Source organism: Opitutus sp. ER46, from assembly GCF_003054705.1.
GTDB lineage: Bacteria > Verrucomicrobiota > Verrucomicrobiia > Opitutales > Opitutaceae > ER46.
In genome coordinates, this window is record NZ_QAYX01000021.1 from 262376 (window position 1) to 289259 (window position 26884).

The window sequence follows — 26884 nt, forward strand, 5'->3', positions numbered from 1 at the left end:
CAGTGAAAGTGAGAGTGAAAGTGAAGGTGTGGCACGAACTCACTGAGGACTCTCACTCCGCCCGTCGGCGTGGCTCAGCCAATTCGACGCCATCTCGGTGACCGGCTGGGCCGCTTTCACTCTCACTTTCACTGTCACTCCGGCCGGCCACTCCCGCCGGCGGTCACGCCGGCGGGTTCAAAACGGTCATCACTTGGGCGTGGAGCTCGGGGGAGGCGGCGACGGTGGACTCGGCCGGGAAAGGCGAGCCGCCGTTCCAGTCGGTGATCGTGCCGCCGGCGCCGCGCACCACCGGGATCAGCGCCGCGATGTCCCACGGGTTCATGATCGGATCGAGCGCGATGTCGGCGAGCCCGCTCGCAAGGAGCAGGTAGCCGTAGCAGTCGCCCCAGGTGCGGTAGAGCTTCACCTGGCTCACGAGCCGGTCGCAGGCGGCGGGATCCTGGTACTTGGCCAAGTTGAGCGGATCACTCGTGAGCAACGTCGCGTCGGCGAGCCCTGCGCACAGGCGGACGCGGGTGGGGCGGCCGTTGAGCGTGGTGGTCTGGCCGTCACCCAGCATGAGTTGCCCCAGGATCGGCTGGTGAATGCAGCCGAGGATGGGCTGACCCTGGTGCAGCAGGGCGATGAGCGTACCCCAGAGTGGGACGCCGGTGATGAAGGACTTCGTGCCGTCGATCGGATCGAGCATCCAGACGAACTCGGCGTTCTCTCGCTCGCTGCCGTACTCCTCGCCGATGATGCCGTGTTCCGGAAAACGCTTCCGGATCATGGCGCGCATCAGTTCCTCGGCGCCGCGATCGGCGGCGGTGACGGGGGAGGCGTCGGCCTTGGACTCCACCGCGAGGCCGCGATGACCAAAGAGCGGGCGGATGAACGAGCCGCTTTCTGCCGCGAGCTCTGCCATGAGAGTGCGATAACGGTCGAGATTCACGCGCGGAGCATGGCCGACGGGGGCTTGGGAACACACGGAAAAAAAGATCGGATTCCGGAGGCCGGTGTGTTCGGTGTTGGCTGTGGGAACGAGCTGGACGGAGCAACCGATCTTCTTCGTGGACTTCGAGGGCAACCAAACCTCGGGCGTCCTGGAGTTCGGCGTGGCGACCTTGCTGCGCGGCGAGGTGATCGAGGCCCGTACGCGCTTGTGCCGGCCGGTGGGTGAGGTGAGGGCGGCGGACGTGGCGGTGCACGGGCTGGCCGCCGAGCAACTGGTCGGGGCCGAGCCGTTCGCCGACGAGTGGGAATATTTTGCCAGCCTGCGCGAGCGCGGGCCGCTGGCGGCGCATTACGCGGGGGTGGAGAACTCCTTGATCAAGGCGGCGTGGCCGTACCCGCGGAGCTCGCCGGACTTTGCCCGGCCCGGAGAGCGCGTTTTCGACTGGGGACCCTGGATCGACACCGCCCGGCTGTACGCGCAGCTGTTTCCAAACCTCGAGTCGGGCCGGCTTGAGTCGCTGATCGAGGTGACCGGCCTGAGCGCGACGCTGGATGCGCTGGCGGAACGGCACTGTCCGCCGCCGCGCCGCCACTTCCACGCCGCGCTTTACGATGCGCTGGCGGGCGCCGTGCTCCTCGGCCTGCTCGCCTGTGACCCACAGACGGCCGGACTCACCACGATGCAGATGCTGGCCCTCAGCACCCTCGACCCGCGCAAGCGGCAGGACCTGCAGCAGCGCGAGCTCTTCTAAGCGCAAAAGCGAGCGGCCCGGGGGGCCGCTCGCTTTTGCGCTACGGGGGAATGGGTGGGGTGACGGAGCCGGTGGCAACGGACCCGGAGAGGGGCGGTGGGGACGGCGCTATTGGGGAAACGGACCCGGAAAGGGGCGATGCCGGGTGAGTTTTTGGCGGAGGAGGTAGGCGAGGAAGAGGGGATTGGTGCGGAGGTAGCGCCAGCCGAGGCGACGCGGTTCCATGCAGAAGCGGAACAGCCACTCGAAGCCGCTGCCGCGGATCCAGCGGGGCGCCTGGCGCACGCGGCCGGAGTGAAAGTCGAACGCTGCGCCCACGCCGATCATCACGCCGCCGGGAAGCTTGGGCGCCTGCTCAGCCATGAACCGCTCCTGCTTGGGGGTGCCGAGACCGACCCAGATCACGTCAGGGCGCGTGCGGGCGACCGCCGCGTGCAGCGGCGCGGGGTCGATCTCATCGAGCGCGCCGAATGGCGGCGTGAGCGCATCGACGATTTCGAGCCCGGCAAAACGCGCCACCAGCCGGCGCCGCAGTTCCCCCGCCACGCCCGTCTGTCCGCCATAGAGCAGGTGGCGTAACCCGACCCGCCGCCCCGCATCGCAGACCGCGAGCATGAGGTCCGGACCGTACACCCGGCTGACGCCACGCGGGCCGAGCCAGACGAGGGGCATGCCGTCCGGTGTCGTGAGCCAAGCGTGGTTGAACGCGTCACGCAGTGCCTTGTCGGCGCGCGCCTGTACGAGACCGTACGCGGTGCCGCAGCAGATGTACCGGCCGCCGGGTTGGCCGCGTGCCGCGAGGACGGCGTCCCGCGCCTGATTCAGCGTGAGGGCGGAGATACCTACGCCGATCACGTCGAAACGCGGGACGGAGGCGCCGCCGGCAGCCCCGCCGTCGGGTCGGTTGACGACCGGCGGGAGAAGCGGGGCATTGGCGTCCATGCTGGCGCCGAGGAAGCCAGAATTGGCGAGCCCCGCAAGGGACGTTTTTGCGGCTGCCGCCCGCGACCGCCAATGGATCCGCGCCGCCGATCGTCCACGATCGCGTCCGCCTGCGGATAAAGCCTTTCCGCTTATCAATTCCTGTCTATAACCAGCCGCTGCCATGAACCCCAGATTCCTCTTGTGTGGAGTTGTCCTGGTCCTCGCGCTGTTGTCCGGATGTGGCAAACGCGCCGATGCCCCCGCCGCCCCTGCCGCGGCCCCTGCACCCAAGCCTGTCACCCTGCAGGTCGTGCCGGAAAACGAGCGCAGCCAGCACTTTCTCGCCGTGCAGAAGCACCTCGAGATCGGCGGCACGCTGTACGGGTACGTCGATGTCGACGGCGACGTGCAGAAGGTGGCGAAACAAGCGCAGCAGATCCTGACGCAGATCGCGCAGGTGCAGCCGCAGGTGGCGCCCTTTGCGAAACAGGACCTCATCGCCCTGGCCACGACGCTCGGCCTCACCGACGTCAAGGCGATGGGCATCAGCTCGGTGTCGGACGGCACCGGCTATTTCCGCAACCGTGCCTTCCTTTACACGCCCGGTGAACGCCACGGCCTCCTGCTTGGCCTCGGCGGCAAACCCGGACCGTTCGTGCACCTCGGCCTCGCGCCGGCCGACACCGCGTTCTACGCCGAGGCCGAGCTCGATCTTCCGGTCATCTATCAGACCGTGAAGGAAATCGTGGCGAAGGTCGCCGGCGAACCGGTCGGAAACCAGATGGAGACCGCGCTGAAGAACGCCGGCCAGAAGGCCGCGCTCTCCGTGCTCGATCTCATCCACGGCATGAAAGGACACTCCGCAATCGTGGTCCGCATGAACCCCGACCAGCAGATCCAGCTGCCGGTCCCGGGCGGCGCGGCGCTGCCGTCCTTCGCGCTCCTGGTCTGCGTCGACAACATCGCGCCGGCGCTCGAACCCGCGCTGGCGAAGTCGCCCGCGTTCAAGCGCACCGATGTTGGCACGCAGCATGTTTACGAAATGGCGCAGCCTTCGCCCGTGAAGGAACTGCAGCCGGTGATCGTCGTCGATGGCAGCACGCTGTTCTTCGCGACGACCCGCGCCTTCCTGGATGAGTGCCGCGCGCTCAAGACCGGCCTCGCGCAGACGCCGGAGTACCAGAAGGCGATCGCCGCGCTCGGCAACGAGGGCAACGGCGTCGTTTACCTGCACCCGCGCCTGTTCGACGGGCTGCGGAAGATCGAGTCGCTCAACCCGAACCTCCCGCCGCAGGTGAAGCCGATGATCGCCAACATCGTCGCGCAGATCCCGAAGATCGACCGCCCGCTCGTGGCGGTGCGGACCAACCTGCCCGACGGCATTCTCTTCCGCTCGTACTGGAATCGCTCGATGAAGCAGGAGCTCGTCGCGGTCGCGATGTACAACCCGGTCTCCGTCGGCCTCGTCGCCGCGATGGCGATCCCGGCGTTCCAGAAGGTTCGCGCCTCTTCGCAGGACAAGGCGGTGCTTAACAACCTCCGCCAACTCTCGTCGGCGGCCGACCAGTACTACCTCGAAACGGGCAAGACCACCGCCACGTACGACGATCTGGTCGGGCCCGACAAATACGTGCGCCAGCTGCACTCCGTGGCCGGCGAGGACTACCGCCAGCTCCGGTTCGAGTCGGGCAAACGCCTTCGCATCCGCGTCCAGAACCGCTGGGTGCAGTACCCCAATCGCTGAGGGAGCAAAGGCGGTCTTCGCCTCGAGCCCCCAAAAGCTTTGTCAGGCCGGGGTGAAACACGCCCCGGCCTTTTTGTTGTCGTCGCGCGGCGCCGCTCAGGCTTCTTCGGCCCGGTGGAGATCGAACCAGGTCTGGATGTCGGCGCGATCGCCGAAGCCGCGGTCCCGTTTCGCCTGGGCGAGCTCGGACGAACCGGCGTCATTCCAACCGCGCTTCATCATGAACTCATTCCAGACCTGAATATCATCGTCGGTCGGGCGGCGGCCGTGGGTGAAGCACCACGCCAGCAGCTCCTCGTCGGTGCCGCCCGCAAGCACCCGCGCCACGAGTTGATCGTAGTCGACCTGGAGAAAGCGGCAGCACCGCGCATCGAAGTGCGTGCGGTTGGCGGTGCCGGTGAAGTAGTCGGACGGTAATTTGCCGGCCGCCTTGAGCCGGATTTTGTCGAGCATGCGGCCGAAGAACACGAGGCCGCCGATTTTTTCGTAATCACTGCGGAGTCCGGGGACTTTCATGGTGAGCCCCAGCATGGGCGGGACTGACAGGCCAACAACGACTTACCCACGGGGCCGCGCCACAGTCGCCGAGGAATCCCCCGGCCGACTGTGCCTTGGCAGGAACAAAGCATGGCGCGTCTTGCACCGGGGCAGCGGTTGCCCGTTACTCCCCGCCCTCCATGTCCCTCGTCAGCCTCCTCGATGTCAGCCTCAGCTTTGGCGGTGCGCCGCTTCTCGACCGGGTCAATCTCCAGATCGACCGCGGTGAGCGCGTCTGCCTGGTGGGGCGCAACGGCGCGGGCAAGTCGACCCTGATGAAGGTGATCCTGGGCGAGACCCAGCCCGACTCGGGCCAGGTGATCCGGCAGCCGGGGGCGGTGTTTTCAACCCTGCGGCAGGAGGTCCCGGCGGGGCTGGTTGGCACGGTCCGGCAGGTGGTGGAGGGCGAGGGCGGGAGCTTTGAGGAGCACAATGACTGGGAGCGCGCGGATCGCGTGGACCGGCTGCTGGAGGCGATGGGGCTGCCGGCCGACACCGAGTTTGGCGCGTTGTCCGCGGGGCAGAAGCGTCGCGTGCTGCTGGCGCGGGGCCTGGTCGAGGATCCGCAGATGCTGCTGCTCGACGAGCCGACGAATCATCTCGATCTGGCCTCGATTCGCTGGCTCGAGGAGTTTCTCTCCAGCTGGGGCGGCGCGTTGCTGTTCGTGACGCACGACCGGGCGTTCCTGCGCAAGCTGGCCACCCGCATCGTCGAGGTGGATCGCGGAAAGCTGATCGGCTGGGCGTGCGACTACGACACGTTCCTGGTGCGGAAGCAGGCGGTGCTCGAGGCCGAGGAGGTGCAGCGCGCGCAGTTCGACAAGAAACTGGCGCAGGAGGAGGAATGGATCCGCCGCGGGGTGCGGGCGCAGCGTTCGCGCGCGCAGAACCGCATCAACGCCCTCAAGGCCATGCGCGCCGAGCGGGCGGCGCGGCGCGAGCGCGCGGGTACGGCCCGGATTACCGCGCAGACCGCCGACCGCAGCGGGTTCAAGGTCATCACCTGCGAGGATGTGAGCTTCCGTTACGACGACCGCTGGGTGATCCGGGACTTCACCACGCGCATCGAGCGCGGCGACAAGGTGGGCATCGTTGGGCCGAACGGCTCGGGCAAGACCACGCTGCTGCGACTGATGCTGGGCCAACTCGCGCCGCAGGCCGGCACTGTCGAGCAGGGCACGCGGCTCGAGGTGGTCTATTTTGACCAGCTGCGCGCGCAGCTGAACGAGGAGATGCGCGTGCAGGATGCCGTCGCCGACGGCAACGCGACGGTGACGATCAATGGCCGCACGCGGCACGTGATCTCGTACCTCGAGGATTTCCTGTTCGAGCCGGCGCGCGCGCGCACCCCGATCAAGGCGCTGTCGGGCGGCGAACGTAACCGCCTGCTGCTCGCGCGGCAGTTCACGAAGCCCGCCAACGTGCTCGTGCTCGACGAACCGACGAACGATCTCGATGCCGAGACGCTCGAACTGCTCGAGGACCTGCTCGTGGAATTCGAGGGCACGGTGCTGCTCGTGAGCCACGACCGCGCATTTCTGAACGAGGTGTGCACCAGCCTGCTCGTGTTCGAGGGCGACGGCCGGATTTCCGAGTACATCGGAGGCTACGACGACTGGCAGAAGGAGACCGCGCGCAACGCCGCCGCGGCAGCGGCGCGGGCCGAGGAGGAAAAGCGCGCCGCAGCGGAGGCCGCCCGCGCGGAAGCCGCCGCGTCAGCGTCGTCCGCTGCCCCCGCCAAACGCTCCCGCAAGCTCTCCAACAAGGAGCGTGCCGAGCTCGAAGCGCTGCCGGCGAAGATCGAGGCGCTCGAAACCGAGCAGGCGAAGCTGACCACGACGCTGGCGGACCCCGTTTTCTTCAAGACGGCCGGCGCCGAGGTGGGCAAGACGACCGCACGACTGCACGAACTCGAGCAGGAACTCGCCGCCGCCTACGCCCGCTGGGCCGAGCTCGAGTAGCCGGAGGCAGGAAGGCCCGAAACCGGATCGGTCCGATCGGTCTGATCCGTCAGATCAGCTCCTTGCCTCTGACCTCACGTGCCGAACCGTGCGATAAGGGCCTCGAGCGTGACGTCGGCCATCGAGTTCACGCGGAGGTCAGCGGGGGCGAGGTCGTGGTGCGCGGTATGTTTGGTGGGGATGGCGACGGTCCAGAGGTTCGCGCGCTTGGCGGCGCGCACTCCGGTTTCCGAGTCCTCGAAGGCGATCGCCTCCGGGCCGCGCAGGCCGAAGCGGTTCAAGACGAGGCGGTACAGATCGGGCTCGGGCTTCGGCGACACGGCGTCCTCACGACAGGCGAAGAATGCGAAGCGGTCGTGCAGGCCGAGCCGCTGGAGATGCGGCTCCACCCAACTGTGCTGCGAATTCGACGCGATGCCGACCTGCAGTCCGCGTTCGCGCGCGGCATCGAGCATGGCAACGACGCCGGGGAGCACCTGCTGGCGGGCCAGGCCTTCGTCGCGCTTGGCCCGGCGCTCGACCTCGAGTTGGACGCGATCGGCGTGCGGGCTGAAACCATGCCACGGGTCGAACGCATACTCGGCGTGACCGACGCCCTTCATGAAGCGGGGCAGGTCGAAGGGCACGCCATGCATTGCGTGCACGGCCGCATAGGACTCAATCAGCGGCCCCTCGGTATCGAGCATGAGGCCGTCAAAGTCGAAGATCAGGGCGCGGATCATGAATTGCCCGTCACGCTGGCGACCACGCCGCGAAGCGCAAACCGAGAACCCCGGGGGAGGCCAATGGGCGACCACCATCCCGCACAAATTCGGTCCATCCTCCTCACTCCCGATAACCCTTCGTCCCTTATTCCCCCATTCCCTCACTCCCGCAGTCGCGCAAACTGATCGCTCGCTCCTGCGGGCGACCGGTTTGCGTGACTGCCAATGCGCATAGCAATTCCACCATTGCCAGCCAGCGTGGGGCGTTGGCAGCTTGCCTGCTTCCTCTTCGACTGTGCCGACCCTCGCTACCAACCCTGTTGTCGAACGCCTGCGCCGCCTGCTGCCGACGGGCCGGGTGCTGGAGGGCGACGCCCAGGTCGCGGCCTATGAGTGCGATGCGCTGACCGCCTTCCGGGCCACGCCGCTCGCGGTGGTCGTGCCGGAGACGCAGGACGAGGTGATCGCGATCGTGCGGTTCTGCCGCGACGAGAGATTGCCCTTTGTGGCGCGCGGCAGCGGCACGAGCCTTTCGGGCGCGGCCGCGCCGGTGCCGGGCGGCATCGTGATCGCGATGAACCGGGTGAGCCGGATCATCCGCATCGATTCGCAGCAGCGCGTGGCGGTCGTCGAGGCGGGGATCGTCAACGCGGCCATCTCGATGGCGGTCGCGGCGCACGGTCTGCATTTCGCCCCGGATCCGTCGAGCGCGCTGATCTGCACGCTTGGTGGCAACATCGCGCTCAATGCCGGCGGCGCGCACTGCCTGAAATACGGCATGACCTCCAACCACGTCCTCGGCCTCAAGGCCGTGCTGGCGACGGGCGAGGTGGTGACGTTTGGCGGGCCAAGCCGCGAGCAGGTCGGACCGGACTGGACCGGGCTGTTCGTGGGCAACGAAGGGCTTTTCGGCATCGCGCTCGAGGCCACGGTGCAACTGCTGCCGAAGCCCGAGTGCTTCCACACCGTTTTGGCGGGTTATCGCAACGTGGAGCAGGCGGGCGAGGCGGTCGCCGCGATCGTCGCCAGCGGGCTGCTCCCGGGTGCGATCGAGATCATGGAGAAACTCGCGCTCGATGCCGCGGTCGCGGCCGTGCACGCCGAGTACCCGGCGGGTTGCGAAGCGGTGTTGATCGTCGAACTCGAGGGCACGCGCGAGGCGGTGGCGGCGGACCGCGCCCGACTCGATGCCGTGCTCGCCGCCAGCCAGCCCGTCGAGGTGCGTCCGGCCCGCGATGCGGTTGACCGGGCGGCGATCTGGAAGGGCCGCAAGAGCGCGTTCAGCGCGGTGGGACGGCTGTCCCCCGACTTCATCGTGCAGGACGGCGTGGTGCCGCGGCGCCGGCTCGGCGAGGCGCTGCGCAAGATCGGCGAGTGGTCCCGCGAGATGGGGGTGCGCTGCGCCAACGTGTTTCATGCCGGCGACGGCAACCTGCATCCGCTGATCCTCTACAACGGCGCCGTGCCGGGAGACCTGCAGCGGGCCGAGGCGCTCGCGGGCCGGATCCTCAAGCTGTGCGTCGAGATGGGCGGTTCCATCACGGGCGAGCACGGTGTCGGCGTCGAAAAACGCGAGTTTCTGCCGGTGATGTTTAACCCCGACGAAATGGATTGTCTGCGCCGCGTGCGCGCGGCGTTCGACCCGCTCGGCATCGCTAATCAGGGCAAGATGTTTCCGCCCGCGCCGGCGGATGCCTCTGCTCCCGCCCATTCCGGCTCCGCGCCGGCCCAGGCATGACGCCCGCGACTTCCCTTCCCGCTCCCGCCACCATCGACGAGCTGATCGCCCTCGTGCGCGGCACGCCGCGGCTGATCGCGGTCGGCGCCGGCACGAAGCCTCGGCTCAGCCAGGTGGCCGATGCGTACGCGCGGGTCGCGATGACGCGCCTCAGCGGCATCACCGAGTACGAGCCCAGCGAGTTCACGATTACGGCGCTCGCCGGCACCCCCCTGCGCGAGATTGTCGCGGCGCTCGCGGAACGCGGCCAGTACCTGCCCTTTGACCCGCTGCTCGTGAAGGCGGGCGCGACGCTCGGCGGCACGGTTGCCGCGGGGCTCAGTGGACCCGGTCGGCTGCGCTACGGCGCGCTGCGCGATTTCATCATCGGCGTGCGGCTCGTGGACGGCGAAGCCCGGCTCCTGCGGCTCGGTGGCAAGGTGGTGAAGAACGCCGCGGGTTTCGACCTGCCCAAGTTTCTCGTCGGCAGCGCCGGTCGTTTCGGCGTGATGGCCGAGCTCAGCTTCAAGGTCTTCCCGCGGCCCGCCGCCACCCGCACGCTGAGGCTCGAGGCGCCGGATGCGGCGGCGAAGGCGGAGATCCTGATGGCGGCCTCGGCCGCGCGTTGGGAACTCGACGCGCTCGACGCCGCGGTGGGCGAGGGCGCGGTCTTTGCGCGGCTCGCCGGCCCGGAAACGGCGCTCGAGCCTCTCGCCCGCGACATTCTGCAACGCTGGCGCGGCGCGGTGATGACGCCGGGTGATGCCAGCTACCTTTGGCAGAGCGTGACGGAGCTCAGCTGGGCGCACACGGGTGGCGCGCTGGTGAAGGTCGCGCTGACGCCCGCAGCCGTGCCTGCCTTCGTGGCGTTCGTGCAGACGCGCGGCGCGCGCGGCTGGGTAAGCGCGGCCGGTAACCTTGGCCTGCTTTCGCTGCCGCCGGCGGCAGCGGTCGAGACGCTCGAATGGCCGGCGTTGACCTTGCGCGGAGCTGGGCCGCTGTGGGCCGGACCGGCACCTCGCTTCGAAATCATGCGGGCGGTGAAGACGGCGCTCGATGCCGCCGGCCGCTTCCCGGGACTGGACGACTGACCCCCGATGATTCACGCGATCAAAACTGAAGCGCACGCGCCGTTCGGCGACCCGATGGCGGAAGCCGTGCAGACCTGCGTGCATTGCGGTTTCTGCCTCGCCTCGTGTCCGACGTACGAGGAGTTCGGCGAGGAGATGGATTCACCGCGCGGGCGGATCCTCCTGATGAAGCACGTGCTCGAGGGCCAGCTCCCGGCGGCCGAGGCGCAGGTGCATCTCGACCGCTGCCTCGGTTGCCTTTCGTGCGAGCCGGCCTGCCCGAGCGGCGTGAGTTATCGCGACCTGATCAGCCCCTTCCGCGCCACGATGGAATCGCGCGGCGAATTTCAGCGTCCCGCGGCGGCGCGTTTCCGGCGCTGGGTGGCGTCGCAAACCATTCCGTATCCCACGCGTTTCCGGCTGGCGCTGGTCGGCGCGAAGGTGGGCAAGGCGGTCGAGCCGCTCGTGCCGGGTTTTCTGAAGCCGATGCTGGCGCTCGCGCCCGACGTCGTGCCGCCGAAGGCCGTGCTCCCGGCGGTGACGCCTGCGCAGGGCATGCGACGTGCGCGCGTGGCGCTGCTGACCGGCTGCGCGCAGCAGGTGCTCGATCCCGACATCAACGTGGCGACGCTGGCGGTGCTGGCGCGCAACGGCGTCGAGGTCGTGATCCCCTCGCGCCAGGGCTGCTGCGGCGGACTCGCCTGGCACACCGGTGACCTGAAGACCGCGCGCGAGCTGGCACGGCGGAACCTCGATGCGTTTCCCGCCGACGTCGATGCGATCATCACCAACGCCGCCGGCTGCGGCTCGACGATGCACGAGTACGATCTCGTGCTGCGCGGCACGTCGGACGAGGAGCGGGCGAAGGCTTTTGGCAAACGCGTGCTGGATGTGAGCGTGTTCCTCGCGCAGCTCGGGTTGCGCGAGCGTCCGGCCGGGCCGGGGCCGCAGCGCGTGGCGTATCACGACGCGTGTCACCTCGCGAACGCACAGGGCGTGCGGGCGGAGCCGCGCGACTTGTTGCGCGCGATCGCCGGCTTGGAGCTGCTCGAACTCGCGAACCAGCACCTCTGCTGCGGCAGCGCTGGTACCTACAACATGGACCAGCCGGAGACGGCGGCATCGCTTGGTGAAAAGAAGGCGCGGGCGATCATGGCGACGGGCGCGACGATTGTCGCCACTGGCAACATCGGCTGCCTCACGCAACTGAAGGTGCACCTGAAGAAACTCGGCTCGCCGATCCGCGTCCGCCACACAATCCAGGTCGTCCGCGACGCGTATTTGGCCTGAGGTCGGAGGTCGGAAGCCAGAAGCCGGAAGCCAGAAGCCGGAAGCCGGAAGCCGGAAGCCGGAAGCCGGAGGCCGGAGGACAGAGGCCGGAGCCGGAAGCCAGAAGCCGAGGACGGAAGCCGGAGGTCAGACGTCGCATACAAGAAGCTCGGTGACCTCTTCCGAGCTCAGTGGCCTTTGTGCCCCAGACATACCTGTCTTCTCCGTGTCCTCAGTGTCTCCTTGGTTCATCGCAGATCGCACCCCAGAAGCCGGAGGGAAGATGTCAGATGACTGATGTCTGGCCTCTGGCTGGCTTCCGGCCTCAGACCTCCGGCTTCGGCCCTTCAGTCCTTCAGCTTTCGCTCCTTCAGCCTTGCCGTCAGCAGCCGGCGCCGCCGACTGCTGGCGGCTAGAGGCCTTCGTTGTCGACGAGCCAGGCGAGGGCGGCCATGGCGGCGGCGCCGAGGTGCAACTCGCGCGGATTCACCGCGTCGATCGTGTCGTGCGCGGCATGGTGCACGTCGAAGTAGCGTTGGGAGTCGTTGTGAATCTCGCCGACGGTGTAGCCGAGCGGCAGGAGCGGGCCGACGTCCATCCCGCCGTGACCGCTGCGGAATTCGGTGACGCCGTACGGGCGGAACAGCGGCAGCCAGCGGGCCGCGCGGGTGGCGGCATCGCCGGCGGGATTACCAAGCGAGATGGCGCGCGGATCGAAGCCGCCGCCGTCGCTTTCGAGCGCGAGCAGGTGCTTCTCACCGGCCGCCTTCACGCGGGCCGCGTAGGCCTGGCCGCCGCGACCGCCGTTCTCCTCGTTTGTGAATAGCACGCAGCGCAGGGTGTGGCGGGGCTGGAGTCCCAGCGCGCGGAAGATCCGCAGCACCTCGATGGCCTGCACCACGCCCGCGCCGTCGTCGTGCGCGCCGGGCGTGTTATCCCACGAGTCGAGATGGCCGCCGACCAGGATGACCTCGTCGGGAAATTCGCGGCCGCGGATCTCGCCGATGACGTTGTGCGACACGGCGTCGGGCAGCGTGCGCGCGTGGACCTTGAGCATGAGTCGGGGGCCACCGCCCGTGCGGGCCGCCTCGGCCAGGGCGTCGGCGAGCCGGTCCGCGGAGAGATTGGAGAGTGCGAGCGCGGGGATGACCTTGGCGCCTTCGGGAAAGCTGGTGACGCCGGCATGGGGCACGTCATCGGCCTGCAGGCTCATGGACCGGACCACCGCGCCGACGGCCCCAAGGGCGGCCGCCGCGGCGGGACCGCGCGTGCGCTGGTCAACGGCGCCGCCGTAGGCCTGGCCGGTACGAAAATGCACCGGGTTCATCGGCCGGTTGAAGAAGACGATCCTGCCCTCGACCTTGGCGCGGCCAAGGGCGGCGAGTTCGTCCAACGACTTCACCTCGATGACGGGGGCGGTCAGGCCCGCCTCCGGCGTGGCGCCGGAACGGCCGAGCGCCAGCGCGGCGAGCGGAACCATGCCCTTGGCGTCCAGCAGCGCGACCGACTCCGGCGCGCCCCGTTCCCAGTGCGGAACCATGACCTCCTGCGCTTCGACGCGGTCTGCCGGCACGGCGGCGAGAACCTGGCGGGCCCAGACGACCGCGCCCTCGAGGGATTTTGAGCCGGCGAGCCGCCCGGGATGAGCGCTGACCAGGTCGCGCAACCGGGCGTAAGCCTGGCCGTTCGTGAGCGCCTCGGTGTAGATCCGGCGCACCGTCTCCTCGTCCGCGGGGGACGGTGCGGCTGGAGTGGCGACCGCAGCGCTTTGCGCGAAGGCGGGGGCCGCCAGCAGGACGAGACCGAGGAGGAGGCGGGGCAGACGGGCAGAGGCGGACATGGCGCGCAACAATTTGCCGAAGCCGACTCGACGCAAGCGGGGTTTCCCCGCAACGTCGCGCCCCATGATGCATCACAGTTTGCTCAACGGCGGCGTCCTCAGCGTGGTCTCGCTGGCGGTCGCCGGGACCCTCGGCGCGGCGACAAAACCGGAGACGCGTAACCGCGCCGAGATCGCGGCGCAGTACAAGTGGGACTTCACGCCCATCTATGCCGACTGGCCGGCGTGGGAGAACGGGATGAAGGAGATGGAAGCGAAGATGGATGCCTTCGCCGCGCTCAAGGGCACGCTGGCGCAGGGGCCGGCCGCAGTGCTCAAGGCCTACCGCGCGTACGACGAGATCGGCATGATGCAGTACAAGGTCTTCCGCTACCCGCAGCTCCAGCGCGACATCGACACGCGCAACCAGGACGTCGGCGGCAAGTTCCAGCGCGTCGGCGCGGTGTTCGCGAAGTTCGGCACCGCCACCGCCTGGTTCACGCCCGAGCTGCTCTCGATCCCGCAGGCGACAATGGAGCAGTGGATCGCCGCCACGCCTGAGCTCGGCATCTACAAGTTCACCATCCTCGACAACTACCGGCAGCAGGCGCACGTGCTCGATGAGAAGGGCGAGAAGCTGCTGTCCTTCTCCTCCCGCTTCGGCCAGACGCCGGGCGCCATCTTCCAGGAGCTGAGCACATCGGACATCAAGTTCCCGAAGGTCACGCTGTCGGACGGCAAGGAGCTTACGCTGACCCCCGGCACGTACCAGCAGATCCTGCAGACGAACTACAACCAGGCGGACCGCGCGAAGGCGTTCGAGGCGTTCATCAAGACCTACGCGGCAAACGCGAACACCTACGCCGCGATCTACAACGGCGTGATGCAACGCGGCTGGTTCACGGCGCAGGCCCGGAACTATCCCTCGACGCTCGACGCCGCGCTCGATGGCAACGCGATCCCGACGGCGGTCGTGCAGACGCTCGTCGACACCGTGCGCGCCGGCACCGGCCCGCTCCAGCGCTACATGAAGCTGCGCCAGCGGCTGCTCGGCGTGCCGACGTATCACCTCTACGACGGGCAGATCCCGATCTTCCAGAGCACGCAGAAGTACCCGTATGACGAATCCAAGGACGTCGTCATCGCGTCGGTGGCGCCGCTCGGAGAGGAGTACGTGGCCAAGTACCGGAAGTTCGTCTCCGGCGGCCGCATCGACGTGTACGAGAACGACGGCAAGCGCAGCGGCGCGTACAGCGCCGGCGTGTACGGCGTTGGCCCGTACCTGCTGCTCAACTACAACGACACGCTCGACGCGATGTTCACCTTCGCCCACGAGGCGGGGCACGCGATGCACACGGTCCTCTCGTACGAGAACCAGCCGTTCGTCTCGGCCGACTACACCATCTTCGTCGCCGAGGTTGCCTCGACCACGAACGAGCGCTTCCTGCTCAACCAGCTGCTCCAGACCACGACCGACCCGAAGGAGCGCTTCCTCCTCCTGCAGCACGCCGTCGATTCGATCGTGGGCACGTTCTACACCCAGACTCTGTTCGCGGATTATGAGCTGCGCGCGTTCCGCCGGGTGGAGCAGGGCCAGCCGATCACGGCGGAGGTCCTGAGCGGCATTTACCAGCAGCTGCTGCGCGACTACTACGGCGACGCGGTGACCCTCGACGACCTGTACAAGTTCAACTGGGCGCGCATCCCGCACTTCTTCAACTCGCCGTACTACGTCTATCAGTACGCCACCTGCTTCGCCTCCTCGGCGAAGATCTTCAAGGCGATGACCACCGGCGCGCCGGCCGACCGCCAGGCGGCGACCGCGCGGTTCCTCACCCTGCTGAAGAGCGGCGGCGACGATCATCCCGTGAAGCAGCTGCAGAAGGCCGGCATCGACCTGACGCAGCGCGAGACCGTCCAGGCCGTTGTCGACCAAATGGATGAACTCGTGACGCAGATGGAGGCCGAGGCCGCCAAGATCGAGGCCAAGCACTGACCGCGCCCCGGGCCTCGAACGTTACAGGTTCGAAAGTTACAGGTTTCAAGTTGAGCCCGGGCCGCGGAAGGCGGTCCGGGCTCTGTGTTTTGGAGAGTGAAAGTGGCCGGAGGCGTGAAAGTGAGAGTGAAAGTGAAAGTGGCGGCGACGGAGGGTGGGCTTGGGGGGATATCCGTTGCGGGGCGTCCGTTTCTGACCTCTGACCTCTGACGTCTGACGTCTGACCTCTGACATCTGACCTCTGATCTCAGACCGCCGGCCGGTGGTTTCCTCCCGAGACCAGTGACGGCGGTTGCCAGCGACGGGGAGAGCGGCGCAACCTGACGGCCGTCGGGTCGTCTCTTTCCATTCTCATGTACCCCGTTGTTCCTCGGCTTCTGTTCTGTTTGGGCTTGGTGCTTCCGGCCGCCGCCATTGCCGCGGAGCCGACGCCCGCGCGCCCCAATGTCATCCTGATCCTCGTCGACGACATGGGGTGGGGCAATGTGGGCTGCTTCGGCGGCACGGTGGAGACGCCCAACATCGACCGGCTCGCTTCGGGCGGCGTCCGCTTCAATCAGTTCTACAGCAACGCGCGCTGCTGTCCGACCCGCGCCGTGCTGATGACCGGCCTGGCGCCGCACCAAGCCGGCGTCGGCCACATGACCTTCCGGCGGACCGGCAAGGCGCCCTCGCGGATGGAGGAACGGATGCAGGTGCCGGCATCGTACCGTGGCTTCCTGAGCGAGGCCGTGCCCACCTTGCCCGAGATGCTGCGCGAGGCGGGCTATGCGACATTCATGAGCGGCAAGTGGCACCTTGGTTCGGACAACCCGGCGCACTGGCCGGTGCAGCGGGGCTTCGACCGCTTCTACGGTTTTCTCGAGGGGACCTCCCAGTACTTCGCGCCGGAAGACCTCCACCGCGGCAACGAACCCATCCAGCCGCAAGGCGAACGCTACTACACGACCGACGCCTTCACGCAGGAGGCGCTCGGTTTCATCCGGGAACACCGGGCGGCGAAGGACGCGAGGCCGTTCTTCCTCTACCTCGCGTACAACGCCCCGCATTTCCCGATGCAGGCGATGCCGGAGGATTTCGCCAAGTATCGCGGGCGGTACCGCGTCGGCTGGGATGTGCTGCGCGAGAAGATCCTCGCCCGCCAGAAGGAGCTCGGACTCGTCCCGGCCAACACCACGCTCGCCCCGCGGCCTTCGACGCCCGGCAACAAGCTGGGCCTGCCGGGCGGGCCCGTGCCAGCGTGGAGCGACCTGACGCCGCAGCAGCAGGATGAGATGGACGCCATCATGGCGACGTACTCGGGGATGATTGACCGCGTCGACCAGAACATCGGCAAGCTGCTGCAGGATCTGCAGGCGAGCGGCGAACTGGAGAACACGCTAATCTTTTTCCTTTCCGACAACGGCGCGGAGGCGGAGGCGCCGGAACTCGGCCGGTTCCAGATGTCCAACCTTGGCCAGTACGGCAAAGGCGGCGCCCGCTACGGTCGGGCCTGGGCGACCGTTTCGAACACGCCTTTCCGCGACTACAAGCACTTTGCTCACCAGGGCGGCGTGCAGACCCCGCTGATCGTGCACTGGCCGCGCGGGCTGAAGCCGGAGCTGCGCGGGCAGGTGGTCACGCAATTCGGTTTCCTGCCCGACATTGTCGAGACCTGCCTGGCGGTCGGCGGCGCCAAGCGCCCGGCCGTACGGCAGGGTCAGCCGGTGCCGGCGAGCGACGGCGAGAATCTCCAGCCAGTCCTGCAGGGTGGGAGCGCGCCGCTGCACCGCACGCCGGTCTGCATCGAGCACGAGGGCAATCGGCTGGTGCGCGATGGCCGGTGGAAGCTGGTCGGTTACGCGAACCAGCCCTGGGAGCTGTACGACATGGAGACGGACCGCAGCGAAGCGCACGACGTCGCGAAGGCCCAGCCGGAGGTCGTTGCCCGGCTGAGTGCGGCCTACGGGGCCTGGGCGGCGCGCGCCGGCGTGCGGCCTTGGAGCGAAGCGCGCAAGTACTCGGTCTATCCGGACGAACGCTGAGGGACAGAAGCCGGAGGCCAGAGGCCGGAAGCCGGAGGCCGGAAGCCAGAGGCCAGCCGGTCAGAACATCCTATCCTCGGTGCCCTCTTCCGAACTCAGTGACCTCAGTGATCCGCCCCAGCAACCTCAGTGACCCACCCCATCGACCGGGCTTCTCAGTGTCCCCATGTCTCCGTGGTTCATTTCCGATCTGAACGCGGTCGGCTGTCCCGCGTCGGCTGACACCACCGGCCGGTGCGCGGGTCGGTGGGGGCGCCGGGCGTCGCCGCGGCGTCAAAAGGCTCGCGCCGCCGCGTTTCCCAACTGCACCCTCGATCATGTCGCTCGACTCAGACCACTGGCCGCCGGGGGTCATTCCCATACGGGGCGCGATGAGTCTGCCGCATCTGCTGGTGGACCGTGCGGGGGCGGTGCTGCTCGACACCGGACTGCCGGTGGACGCGGGCCGGATTCAGCGCGCGATGGCACGGGCGGGCGTGGGGCCGCGGGACTTGAAGGCGATCCTGCTCACGCACGGGCACATCGATCATGCGGGCAGCGCGGCTTGGGCGCGCGAGTGGAGCGGGGCGCCGGTGTACGCGCATCCGCTGGACCAGGCGCATATCGACGGGACCTTTCCCTACGATGGACTCGCGCGACTCACCGGACTGCTGGAGGCGGCGGGTCGGCCCGTGATGAAGTATCGCCCCGTGCCGATCGACGTGCCGCTGGCGGACGGGCAGGATCTGCCCTTGTGGGGCGGGTTGCGCGTGGTGCACCTGCCGGGGCACACGGTCGGGCATTGCGGGTTCTATAGCGCCCGGCTGCAGCTGCTCTTCAGCGGCGATCTCTGGGTGCGCTTCATGATGCGCACGCAAATCTCGCCGCGCGTGTTTTCCGATGCGCCGGGGCTCGTGTGGCCGAGCATGTTGAAGGCGCGGGCGCTGGGAGCGCGCTGGGTGATCCCCGGACACTACGGCCTGCCGAACGCGACGCGGCTCCGGCGGCGGTTCGAAGACCTCTGCGAGGAGCACGAACGCCGCCGCCGGCCGGAGCATGTGGTCTAAGGAGTGAAAGTGAGAGTGAGTGTGAAAGTGGACGGCGGGACGGCGGGACGGAGGAGACGGAGAGGACGAGGGCTGCAATTATAAAGCGGTGAACACGGGGTGTTTCTGGGATAATGTCCAGATACTCGGAATAATGTCCGGATACTGCCGCGATAATGTCCGGATCTTTTGTTTTCGCCCCCGGCGAAAACAAAAGGGGATTGGGCTTTTCAAGGGGCGGGGCGGCTCGGCAGCTTGAGGACGCATGAGCGACGCGCGCGCGCCCACGTTTGCGGAAGCGGTCAGGTTCTGGCTGAAGCTGGGGTTCATCAGCTTCGGCGGGCCGACGGGGCAGATCGCGATCATGCACACCGAGCTCGTCGAGCGGCGGCGCTGGATCGGCGAGCAGCGGTTCCTGCACGCGCTCAACTACTGCATGCTCCTGCCGGGACCGGAGGCCACGCAGCTGGCGACGTACTGCGGCTGGCTGCTGCATCGCACCTGGGGCGGCATCGTCGCGGGCGTCCTGTTTGTCCTGCCCTCCGTGGTGCTGCTGTGGGCGCTGAGCTACGTGTATGTGGTGTACGGGACCGTGCCCGCGATCGCGGCGGTGTTCGCGGGGCTCAAGCCGGCGGTGACGGCGATCGTGGTGGCGGCCGTGATCCGGCTCGGCCGGCGGGCGCTGCGCACCCGCGTCATGTGGCTCATCGCGGCGGCGGCGTTCGGGCTGATCTTCTTCCTGAAGGTGCCGTTCCCGGCGATTGTCGGCGGCGCGGCGCTGGTGGGGTTCGCGCTGCGCTGGACCCCGTGGGCTCCGGTTGCGCCGACGGAGGCGGGCGGGGCGAACGGCACGAACGTCGCCGCGCCGGCCGGTGGCTATGTCATCGACGATGCGGCCGCCGCGGCGGCGCACACGCGGCCGAGTTGGGGTCGGGCCCTGAAGGTGGTCGCGGTGAGCGTGGCGCTCTGGTGGGCGCCGATCGTGGCGGCGGGACTCTGGCAAGGCTGGCACGGAACGCTGGCGCAGGAGGGCGTGTTCTTCAGCAAGGCGGCCATGGTGACCTTCGGTGGAGCGTATGCGGTTTTGCCGTATGTCGGGCAGCAGGCGGTCGAGCACTTCGACTGGATCACCGCGCCGCAGATGCTGGATGGGCTCGGGCTGGCCGAGACGACCCCGGGGCCGCTGATCATGGTCGTGCAGTTCGTGGGCTTCCTGGGCGGGTGGCAGCACCCCGGGGGCCTGTCGTCGCTGCTCGCGGCGACGCTGGGGGCGCTGATCACGACGTGGGCGACGTTCGTGCCGTGCTTCCTCTGGATCTTTCTGGGCGCGCCGCACATCGAGCAGCTGCGCGGGCAGGCGAGCCTGAGCCGGATGCTCTCGGCGGTGACGGCGGCGGTGGTGGGCGTGGTGCTCAATCTGGCCGTGTGGTTTGGCCTGCATGTCTTCTTCCCGAGCGGTCTGGCCGGCGGGCGAATCGACGGCTTCGCCGTCGTGGTCTGCGCCCTGGCGTTCGTCGCGCTCCAGTTCTTCAAGGTCGGCATCGTTCCCGTGGTGCTCGTCAGCGGCCTCATTGGTTTCCTCTGGGCCTGAGCGCGTGCCGCTGAGGCGGCGATCGGTCGGATGCGCGGCGGGCGGCTGAGCGCTTGCGTGGGCGGCACGTTTTTGCGGCCATGCGGGCATGACGCCCCTCGTGGTCAATCCCGTTGCCCTCCTGCGCACGCCCTTCGCCGAAAAGTTCGGCGTGCCGCGGCAGAGCGGACTCGTACCGGAGGCGGAGGGCGTCGTGGAGTTCCTGCCGGAGTTTGCGGCACCGGAGTTCACGCGTGGGCTGGAGGCGTTCTCGCACGTCTGGCTGATCACGGCCTTTCACAAGAATCCGGGTTGGACGGGTAGCGCGGTCGTGCGGCCGCCGCGGCTCGGCGGCAACGAGCGGGTCGGCGTGTTTGCGTCGCGTTCGCCGAACCGGCCCAACGGGCTGGGGCTCTCGCTGGTCCGCCTGCTCAGCATCGAACCCGGACGCCTGCGGGTGGCTGGCGTCGATGCCGTGGACGGCACGCCGGTGTACGACGTGAAGCCGTACCTGCCGTGGGCGGAGGCGATTCCCGACGCCACCTCAGATTGGGCCAAGGAACAGCCGGAGACCGTCCCGGCGGACGGCATCCACATTCCGGAGACGCTGGCGGCGCGGCTGGGCGGGGCGACGACGCGGCTCGTGCGGCAACTCCTCCGGCTGCAGCTGCAACCCGCGTACCAGGAGGCTGCGGGCCGCGACTACGGCATGACCGTCAGCGGCTGGAACGTCCGCTGGCGCGCCCGCGCCGAAGGTGGCGTCGAGGTGTTCGAGGCGACGCGGGTCGAGGACTGTGACTGAGCCGCGTCAGTTGACCCGGACCATGCTCGCGCGCTCGGCGGCGGAGGTGTCCGCGACGAGGGCGATCAAAAAGCCATCGCCCTGCCGAAGCATGGCGGCCTGCTGGGGATTTAGGTCCCGCGTAATCTTGTCGGGGGTGAGATTCCACATCGCGCCCGTCGCCGGATCCACGATCAGCATGCCAATCAGGCCGCCAAACACGATGTTGCCCCAGTACCACCCGGACATCTCGGAGCGAATCTGCACGTCGCTGGTCTGATAGCCGGCGAGTTCGAATCTGACATTGTAGCTCTGCCCCTTGAAGTAGCCGCGCTTCGGATCGAGGGAGACCGTCACGGGGGTCGTGCCCCGGTGAACCGGGGCCTGTGTATCCGCCTTCACGATGGTTACGGTGGCGCCGGTGGGCCGGGAATCGATGGTCAGCGTACGCGGGCCGTGATGCACGATTGAAGCGCAGCCGCTGAGGAAAGCGGTGGCGGCGATGAGTCCGGACGCGACGACCGCGCGGGATGAGGCGGGATGGTTCAGCATGGATGGAGCTGGATGATTTTGTGTCCCTGGCGCCCAGGATGGGCGCCAGAGAGTTGGAAGCTGCAAGATCAGGGCAGCTTTGCGCGGGCGTAAAGCGGTGAATTTTAAATCATCAGAATCAATGAACTCGTACAAAGCCGCGCATCGCGGCGCGATGGTCGTTGTTCTGCCATGACCTAGCCGCGCTTCACCGGCTGGCCCGGGCGGGCGGCGGTGAGGGCGCCTTCCCGGATCACGGCGACGCCGTTGACGAAGACGTCGTCGAAACCCTGCGCGTAATGGTGCGGGTCGGTGAACTCGGCGGCCGTCGCGACGTTCGCCGGATCGAAAAGCACCAGGTCGGCGACGAATCCGGGACGGAGCTCGCCGCGCTGGCCAAGGTGGAAGGTGTGGGCGGGGAGGGAGGTCATCTTGCGCACGGCTTCCTCCAGCGAGAGCAGATGCAGTTCGCGGACGTAGTGGGCGAGGACGCGGGCGTTGTTGCCATAGCCCCGCGGGTGAGGGACGCCCTCGCCGAATTTCCGGATGCCCGAGTCGGACCCGATCATCGTCAGCGGGTGGACGAGAAAGGCGCGGACGTCGGCTTCGCTCATCCCGTGAAACACGGCGCTCGCGCCGCCGGCGGCCTGGATCGCAAGGATGGTCTCGATCTGGTCGTCGAGGGTGTCATTGCCGCGCAGCAGCCGTGCCGCCTCGGGCACGCTCTTGCCGTTCAGCCGGGGGTCGGACTCGCAACGGGCGATCACGGCGTACGCGTAGTCGCCTCGTTTGCCCTGCCGGATGCTCGCTTTCATGTCGGCGACGACGTGGGCGTGGACGGCGGGATCGACGATCTGCCGACGAAAGGTGGCGGTGCCGCCGGCGCGCACGGCCGGGTCGATGACCGAGCCGAGGCTCGTGCTCGCGGCGGTGTAAACGTACACGTCCTGCGCGACCGTGATGCCGGCGGCGCGCTGGCGGTCTAGGAGCGCAAGGATGTCGGCGGCCTGGCCCCACGCCGCCGGGCCGGAGAGTTTCAAGTGCGAGATCTGGACGGGGACGTGCGCCTCGCGCGCCACGGTGAACACTTCGTCGAGCGCGGCGCGGATCATGACGTTTTCGTGGCGCATGTGGCTCGCGTAGAGCCCGCCATGCGCGGCGACGACTTTCGCGAGGGCGACGATCTCTTCGGTTTTGGCGAAGCTGCCGGGCACGTAGATCAGCCCGGTGCTCAGGCCGAGCGCGCCCGCCTGCATCGCCTGTTCCACTTGCCTGGCCATCGCTGCGATCTCCGCGGGGGTGGCTGGCCGGGCGGCGTCCTTGCCCATGACGGCCTGCCGGATGGTGCCGTGGCCGACGAGGCTGGCGACGTTCACCGCGACCGGCGTGGTCTTCAGTTCGGCGAAGAACCGGCCGATGTCCGGCTGCGAGTCGCCGCAGTTGCCGGTAATGATCGTGGTGACGCCCATGCGCAGGAAGTTCTCCGCCTGCGGCAGCTCGCAGGCGTCCTCGGCGTGGGTGTGCACGTCGATGAAGCCCGGGGCGAGCACGCGACCGTGCGCCTCGATCTCCGTGCGGCCGCGGCCGGGAACCGAACCGACGGCGGCGATCCGGCCATCCTTGATCGCGAGGTCGCCCGCACGGGCCGGGGCGCCGGTGCCGTCGACGAGCCGGGCGTGCCGGATGACGACGTCGTAGTCCTGGGCGCGGGCGAGGGTGAAGGAGAGCAGGAGCAGGAGAAGGACGCGGGCCATGGCCGGAAAACTGCCACAGCCGGCCGGCGCGGCAAGGGCGCGCGGGGTGGCCACTCTCAACTGGCGTTCGCGCCGGACCTGCTTCACTTGTAGCCCTTTCATGAAACTCCGCTTCCCCCTCTTCCTGGCCCTCGCGGTGTCCGCCGCGACGCTGGCCCGCGCCGACGAAGGCATGTGGCTGTACTCCGCGCCTCCGCGTGAGGCGATCAAGGCCAAGTACGGCTTTGAACTCACCGACGCCTGGCTCGACCACCTGATGAAGTCGTCCGTCCGCTTCAACAGCGGCGGCTCCGGCTCGTTCGTGTCGGCCGACGGCCTGGTCATCACCAACCACCACGTGGGCTCGGATGACCTGCAGAAGCTGAGCAGCGAGGAACACAACTACCTCAAGGAAGGCTTCTATGCGGCGACGCCGGCGGAGGAGAAAAAGTGCGTCGATCTCGAGCTGAACGTCCTGCAGTCGATCGAGGACGTGACGGCGCGCGTGACCGCGGCGGTGCCGGCCGGGGCGACTGGTGAGACGGCGGCGAAGGCGCGTCGCGCGGCGTTTGCCGAGATCGAGAAGGAGTCGCGCGAGAAGACCGGGCTGCGCAGCGACGTCGTGACCCTGTACCAGGGTGGGGCGTATCACCTGTATCGTTTCAAGCGCTACACGGACATCCGCCTGGTGTTCGCGCCGGAGCAGCAGGTGGCGTTCTTCGGCGGCGATCCCGACAACTTCGAGTACCCCCGCTACAACCTCGATATCTGCCTGTTCCGCGTGTACGAGAACGGCCAGCCGGCGAAGATCAAAGACTACCTCAAGTTCTCGGCAGCCGGCACCAAGGAAGGCGACCTGACCTTCGTTTCCGGGCATCCCGGCCGCACCGAGCGGCAGTTCACCTCTGCCGAGCTGGCGATGGTGCGCGACACGCAGTACCCGTACGCGATCGACCGACTGAAGCGGATGGAAGTGCTGCTCTCGAGCTGGGGTGAGCGCAGCCTGGAGAACGCGCGGCGCGCGCGGGACCTCCTCTTTGGCGTGCAGAACTCGCGCAAGGCCTACGATGGCATGCAGGCTGGCCTCTACACCCCGGCGATCATGGACCAGAAGGCGGCCGCGGAGCGTGCGTTCCAGGAGCAGATGCGGGTGCGGCCCGAGGGCGCCGCGGTGCTGAAGGCGTACGAGCAGATCGCGGCGGCGGTCGAAGCCCAGGCGAAGCTCTACCGCCGTTACCGGCTGCTTGAGGGCGGCCACGCGGTGATGAGCGACTCGTTCGAGATCGCGCGCGAACTGCTGCGCGCCGGCGACGAGCGCGTGAAGCCCAACGGCGAGCGGCTGCGGGAGTATTCCGACGCGCGCAAGGAGCCGTTCGAGCTGCAGCTGTTCTCGGACAAGCCCATCTACACGGACCTCGAGATTGTGACGCTGGCGGATGCGCTGACGCTGTTCGCGCAGAACGTCGGCGCGGCCGATCCGCTCCTGAAACAGGTGCTGGCGGGCAAGTCGCCGCGCGAGCGCGCTGCCGAGCTGATCAACGGCACGCAGGTGCGCGACGTCGCGTTCCGCCGCAAGCTGTACGAAGGCGGGGCGGCGGCGGTGAAGGCGGCGAACGACCCGATGATCGAAGTCGCCCGGTTGCTCGACTCGGAGGCGCGGACGCTGCGCAAGGCCTGGGAAGCGCAGGACGAGACCCGGCAGCAGGCGCACAGTGCGATCGAGAAGGCGCACTTTGCGCTCGAGGGTCCGACGCGCGCGCCCGACGCGACCTTCACGCTGCGGCTGAGCTATGGCCCGGTGAAGGGCTACGAAGAGGCGGGCAAGGTGGTGCCGCCGTATACGCAGATGGGCGGGCTCTTCGCGCGCAGCGAGGCGCAGCAGGGGCGCGAGCCGTTCGATCTCCCGGCGCGCTGGCTTGAGAAGAAGGGCGCGATCGACCCGACCACGCCGTTCAACTTCGTGAACACCGCCGACATCATCGGCGGCAACAGCGGCAGCCCCGTCGTGAACACCGCGGGTGAGTTCGTTGGCATCATCTTCGACGGCAACATCCAGAGCCTGGTGTTGAACTTCGCGTACGAGGACCGTCAGGCCCGCGCGCTGAGCGTCGACTGCCGCGCGATCCTGGAGTCCATGCGCAAGGTGTACGGAGTCGATGCGCTGGTGAACGAACTCGTCAAAGGTACGCGCTGAGGCGGAGGCCGGAAGCCAGAGGCCGGAAGCCAGAAGCCGGAGGCCAGAGGCCGGAAGCCAGAGGCCAGACGTCAGAAGTCAGATGTCAGCAATCAGACACTAAGGTGTCAGAAGGCCGGTAAGCCGGGCGGCTGATGGCGGAAGGCGGAAGCCGGAGGCAGATGCCAGCCGGACGGCAGATGAACAGAGGCGGGAGGCCCGAAAGGGCTCCCGCCTTTTTCGTCGGCCGGGACGGAAAAGTGTCACGCAATACGTGACACTTTCCCGGGGGCTCAGAGGGCGCTGTGCGCGGAAGTGTCACGTATTGCGTGACACTTTTCGCGGCGGTCAGCCGGTGAAGAACTTCAGGATGCGCTGCAGGCTCTTCACCAGGACGTCGATCTCCTCGGCGGTGTTGTAGAGGTAGAAGCTCGCGCGCGTGGTGCTGGTGAGGCTGAGCTTGCGCATGAGCGGCTGGTTGCAGTGGTGACCGCCGCGGAGCGCGATGCCGTCCTCGTCGGCGAAGGTCACAATGTCGTGCGCGTGGACGTCGGCGAAGGCGAAGCTGACGAGCCCGCTGCGTTCGCCGGTGGGGCCGAGAAGCCGGATGCCCGGGAGCGTGGCGAGCCGCTGGTAGGCTTCCTGGGCGAGCGCGGCATCGTGGCGCGCGATGGCGTCGCGACCGATGCTGTCGAGGTAGTCGCAGGCGACGCCGAGCGCGACGGCGTCGGCGAAGTTGGGCGTACCGGCCTCGAAGCGCTCGGGCGAGGGCTTCCATTTGCTCTGCTGGTATTCGACGACGGAGATCATGCCGCCGCCACCCTGGTACGGAGGCATGGCATCGAGGAGGGTGCGGCGGCCGTAGAGCGCGCCGATGCCGGTGACGCCGGCCATCTTGTGGCCGGAGAACGCGTAGAAATCGCAGCCGAGGGCGCGGACATCGACCGGCATGTGGCCGATGGACTGGGCCCCGTCGATGACGGTGATGATGCCGCGGGCGCGGGCCTGGGCGCAGAGCTTGGCGACCGGATTGATGACGCCGAGGGTGTTGGAAACGTGGGTGAAGGCGAAGAGCTTCACCTCGGGCGTGAGCAGCGCGTTGAGGCCGGACAGGTCGAGTCCGCCTTCGACGTTGGCGCCGGCGACCGGGACAAAGCGCAGCTTGGCGCCGGTGCGCTGGGCGATGAGCTGCCAGGGCACGAGGTTGGAGTGGTGCTCCATCTCGGTGAGGAGGATCACGTCGCCGGGCTTGAGGTTGGCGCCGCCCCAGCTGGAGGCGACCAGGTTGATGGATTCGGTGGTGCCGCGCGTGAAGATGATCTCGGCGGGGTCGGCGGCGTTGATGAACTTGGCGACGCGGGCGCGGGCACCCTCGTAGGCCTCGGTGGCGCGGTTGGAGAGCGCGTGCAGGCCGCGATGCACGTTGGCGTTGTCGCGTTCGTAGAAGCGGGAGAGGGCGTCGATCACGACGCGGGGCTTCTGGGCGGTCGCCGCGTTGTCGAGGTACACCAGAGGCTTGCCATTCACCTGCTGGTGGAGCGTGGGAAAATCAGAGCGAACGTCGCGGCCGGAGAACACGGGGAGTGAGAGTGAAAGTGAAAGTGAGAGTGGGAGGGGC

20 protein-coding genes are annotated in these 26884 nt (G+C 68.1%); 12 read left to right on the forward strand and 8 right to left on the reverse strand.

Features of this window, described 5'->3' with window-relative positions; translation table 11 throughout:
- Positions 1-163: 163 nt before the first annotated feature.
- A complete protein-coding gene (hisN, locus tag DB354_RS09485) occupies positions 164-934 on the reverse strand; it encodes a histidinol-phosphatase (protein WP_107835318.1) in 771 nt (256 codons plus the stop codon).
- A 73-nt stretch (positions 935-1007) separates the two neighbouring features.
- Here hisN and DB354_RS09490 point away from each other — a divergent pair, with 73 nt between their 5' ends.
- A complete protein-coding gene (locus DB354_RS09490; protein WP_233256596.1) occupies positions 1008-1688 on the forward strand; it encodes a 3'-5' exonuclease in 681 nt (226 codons plus the stop codon).
- A 108-nt stretch (positions 1689-1796) separates the two neighbouring features.
- Here the strand turns inward: DB354_RS09490 and DB354_RS09495 are convergent, their stop codons facing one another.
- The gene (locus DB354_RS09495) at positions 1797-2630 is read right to left on the reverse strand and encodes a WecB/TagA/CpsF family glycosyltransferase (RefSeq protein ID WP_107835322.1); all 834 of its coding nucleotides are present in this window, start codon (positions 2628-2630) and stop codon (positions 1797-1799) included.
- A gap of 163 nt (positions 2631-2793) precedes the next feature.
- On the opposite strand from DB354_RS09495, the gene DB354_RS22510 reads away from it, so the two are divergent.
- Positions 2794-4356, forward strand: coding sequence for a hypothetical protein (locus tag DB354_RS22510; protein WP_199226824.1), 1563 nt, complete (start codon positions 2794-2796; stop codon positions 4354-4356).
- A 96-nt stretch (positions 4357-4452) separates the two neighbouring features.
- Here DB354_RS22510 and DB354_RS09505 read toward each other — a convergent pair whose 3' ends face one another.
- Complete coding sequence (locus DB354_RS09505; RefSeq protein WP_107835577.1) at positions 4453-4872, reverse strand: DUF5069 domain-containing protein; 420 nt, start codon at positions 4870-4872, stop codon at positions 4453-4455.
- A 161-nt stretch (positions 4873-5033) separates the two neighbouring features.
- On the opposite strand from DB354_RS09505, the gene DB354_RS09510 reads away from it, so the two are divergent.
- Complete coding sequence (locus tag DB354_RS09510) at positions 5034-6854, forward strand: ATP-binding cassette domain-containing protein (protein ID WP_107835323.1); 1821 nt, start codon at positions 5034-5036, stop codon at positions 6852-6854.
- Between the two features lie 74 nt (positions 6855-6928).
- Here the strand turns inward: DB354_RS09510 and DB354_RS09515 are convergent, their stop codons facing one another.
- Positions 6929-7576, reverse strand: coding sequence for an HAD family phosphatase (locus tag DB354_RS09515; protein ID WP_158277460.1), 648 nt, complete (start codon positions 7574-7576; stop codon positions 6929-6931).
- Positions 7577-7853: 277 nt separating this feature from the next.
- Here DB354_RS09515 and DB354_RS09520 point away from each other — a divergent pair, with 277 nt between their 5' ends.
- Genes DB354_RS09520 through glcF form a run of 3 tightly spaced genes read left to right on the forward strand, consistent with a single transcriptional unit; the run spans position 7854 to position 11635 of the window.
- Positions 7854-9296, forward strand: a complete 1443-nt coding sequence (locus DB354_RS09520; RefSeq protein ID WP_107835327.1) for an FAD-linked oxidase C-terminal domain-containing protein — start codon at positions 7854-7856, stop codon at positions 9294-9296.
- A complete protein-coding gene (locus DB354_RS09525) occupies positions 9293-10366 on the forward strand; it encodes an FAD-binding protein (protein WP_107835329.1) in 1074 nt (357 codons plus the stop codon). Before DB354_RS09520 ends, DB354_RS09525 begins: the two co-directional genes overlap by 4 nt.
- Before the next feature lie 6 nt (positions 10367-10372).
- The gene (glcF, locus tag DB354_RS09530; protein ID WP_107835331.1) at positions 10373-11635 is read left to right on the forward strand and encodes a glycolate oxidase subunit GlcF; all 1263 of its coding nucleotides are present in this window, start codon (positions 10373-10375) and stop codon (positions 11633-11635) included.
- A 391-nt stretch (positions 11636-12026) separates the two neighbouring features.
- Here glcF and DB354_RS09535 read toward each other — a convergent pair whose 3' ends face one another.
- Entirely contained in the window at positions 12027-13454 is a 1428-nt protein-coding gene (locus DB354_RS09535; protein ID WP_107835333.1) for a M20/M25/M40 family metallo-hydrolase, read from the reverse strand.
- Positions 13455-13518: 64 nt separating this feature from the next.
- Between DB354_RS09535 and pepF the strand changes: the two genes are divergently transcribed.
- The 5 genes from pepF (at position 13519) to tsaA (ending at position 20850) form a co-directional block, all read left to right on the forward strand.
- Positions 13519-15429: an oligoendopeptidase F gene (pepF, locus tag DB354_RS09540; RefSeq protein ID WP_107835335.1), complete on the forward strand. Its 1911-nt coding sequence runs from the start codon at positions 13519-13521 to the stop codon at positions 15427-15429.
- Positions 15430-15782: 353 nt separating this feature from the next.
- Positions 15783-17453 (forward strand): arylsulfatase, encoded by a 1671-nt coding sequence (locus tag DB354_RS09545; protein WP_107835337.1) that lies wholly within the window; start codon positions 15783-15785, stop codon positions 17451-17453.
- Between the two features lie 371 nt (positions 17454-17824).
- A complete protein-coding gene (locus DB354_RS09550; RefSeq protein WP_233256597.1) occupies positions 17825-18499 on the forward strand; it encodes an MBL fold metallo-hydrolase in 675 nt (224 codons plus the stop codon).
- A 244-nt stretch (positions 18500-18743) separates the two neighbouring features.
- Entirely contained in the window at positions 18744-20069 is a 1326-nt protein-coding gene (gene chrA, locus DB354_RS09555) for a chromate efflux transporter (RefSeq protein WP_107835341.1), read from the forward strand.
- An 88-nt stretch (positions 20070-20157) separates the two neighbouring features.
- A complete protein-coding gene (gene tsaA / locus DB354_RS09560; protein ID WP_107835342.1) occupies positions 20158-20850 on the forward strand; it encodes a tRNA (N6-threonylcarbamoyladenosine(37)-N6)-methyltransferase TrmO in 693 nt (230 codons plus the stop codon).
- A gap of 6 nt (positions 20851-20856) precedes the next feature.
- Here tsaA and DB354_RS09565 read toward each other — a convergent pair whose 3' ends face one another.
- Both DB354_RS09565 and DB354_RS09570 read right to left on the reverse strand, forming a co-directional pair.
- The gene (locus DB354_RS09565; RefSeq protein ID WP_107835343.1) at positions 20857-21381 is read right to left on the reverse strand and encodes a hypothetical protein; all 525 of its coding nucleotides are present in this window, start codon (positions 21379-21381) and stop codon (positions 20857-20859) included.
- 176 nt (positions 21382-21557) lie between these two features.
- On the reverse strand, positions 21558-23216 hold the full coding sequence (locus DB354_RS09570; protein ID WP_158277461.1) for a D-aminoacylase: 1659 nt from the start codon (positions 23214-23216) through the stop codon (positions 21558-21560).
- Here DB354_RS09570 and DB354_RS09575 point away from each other — a divergent pair.
- On the forward strand, positions 23215-25287 hold the full coding sequence (locus DB354_RS09575; protein ID WP_107835345.1) for a S46 family peptidase: 2073 nt from the start codon (positions 23215-23217) through the stop codon (positions 25285-25287). The genes DB354_RS09570 and DB354_RS09575 overlap by 2 nt on opposite strands.
- 327 nt (positions 25288-25614) lie before the next feature.
- On the opposite strand, the gene DB354_RS09580 is transcribed toward DB354_RS09575, so the two are convergent.
- Positions 25615-26844 carry a cysteine desulfurase gene (locus tag DB354_RS09580; protein ID WP_107835346.1) on the reverse strand — a complete coding sequence of 410 codons (1230 nt, stop codon included), beginning with the start codon at positions 26842-26844 and terminating at the stop codon, positions 25615-25617.
- Between the last annotated feature and the right edge of the window lie 40 nt (positions 26845-26884).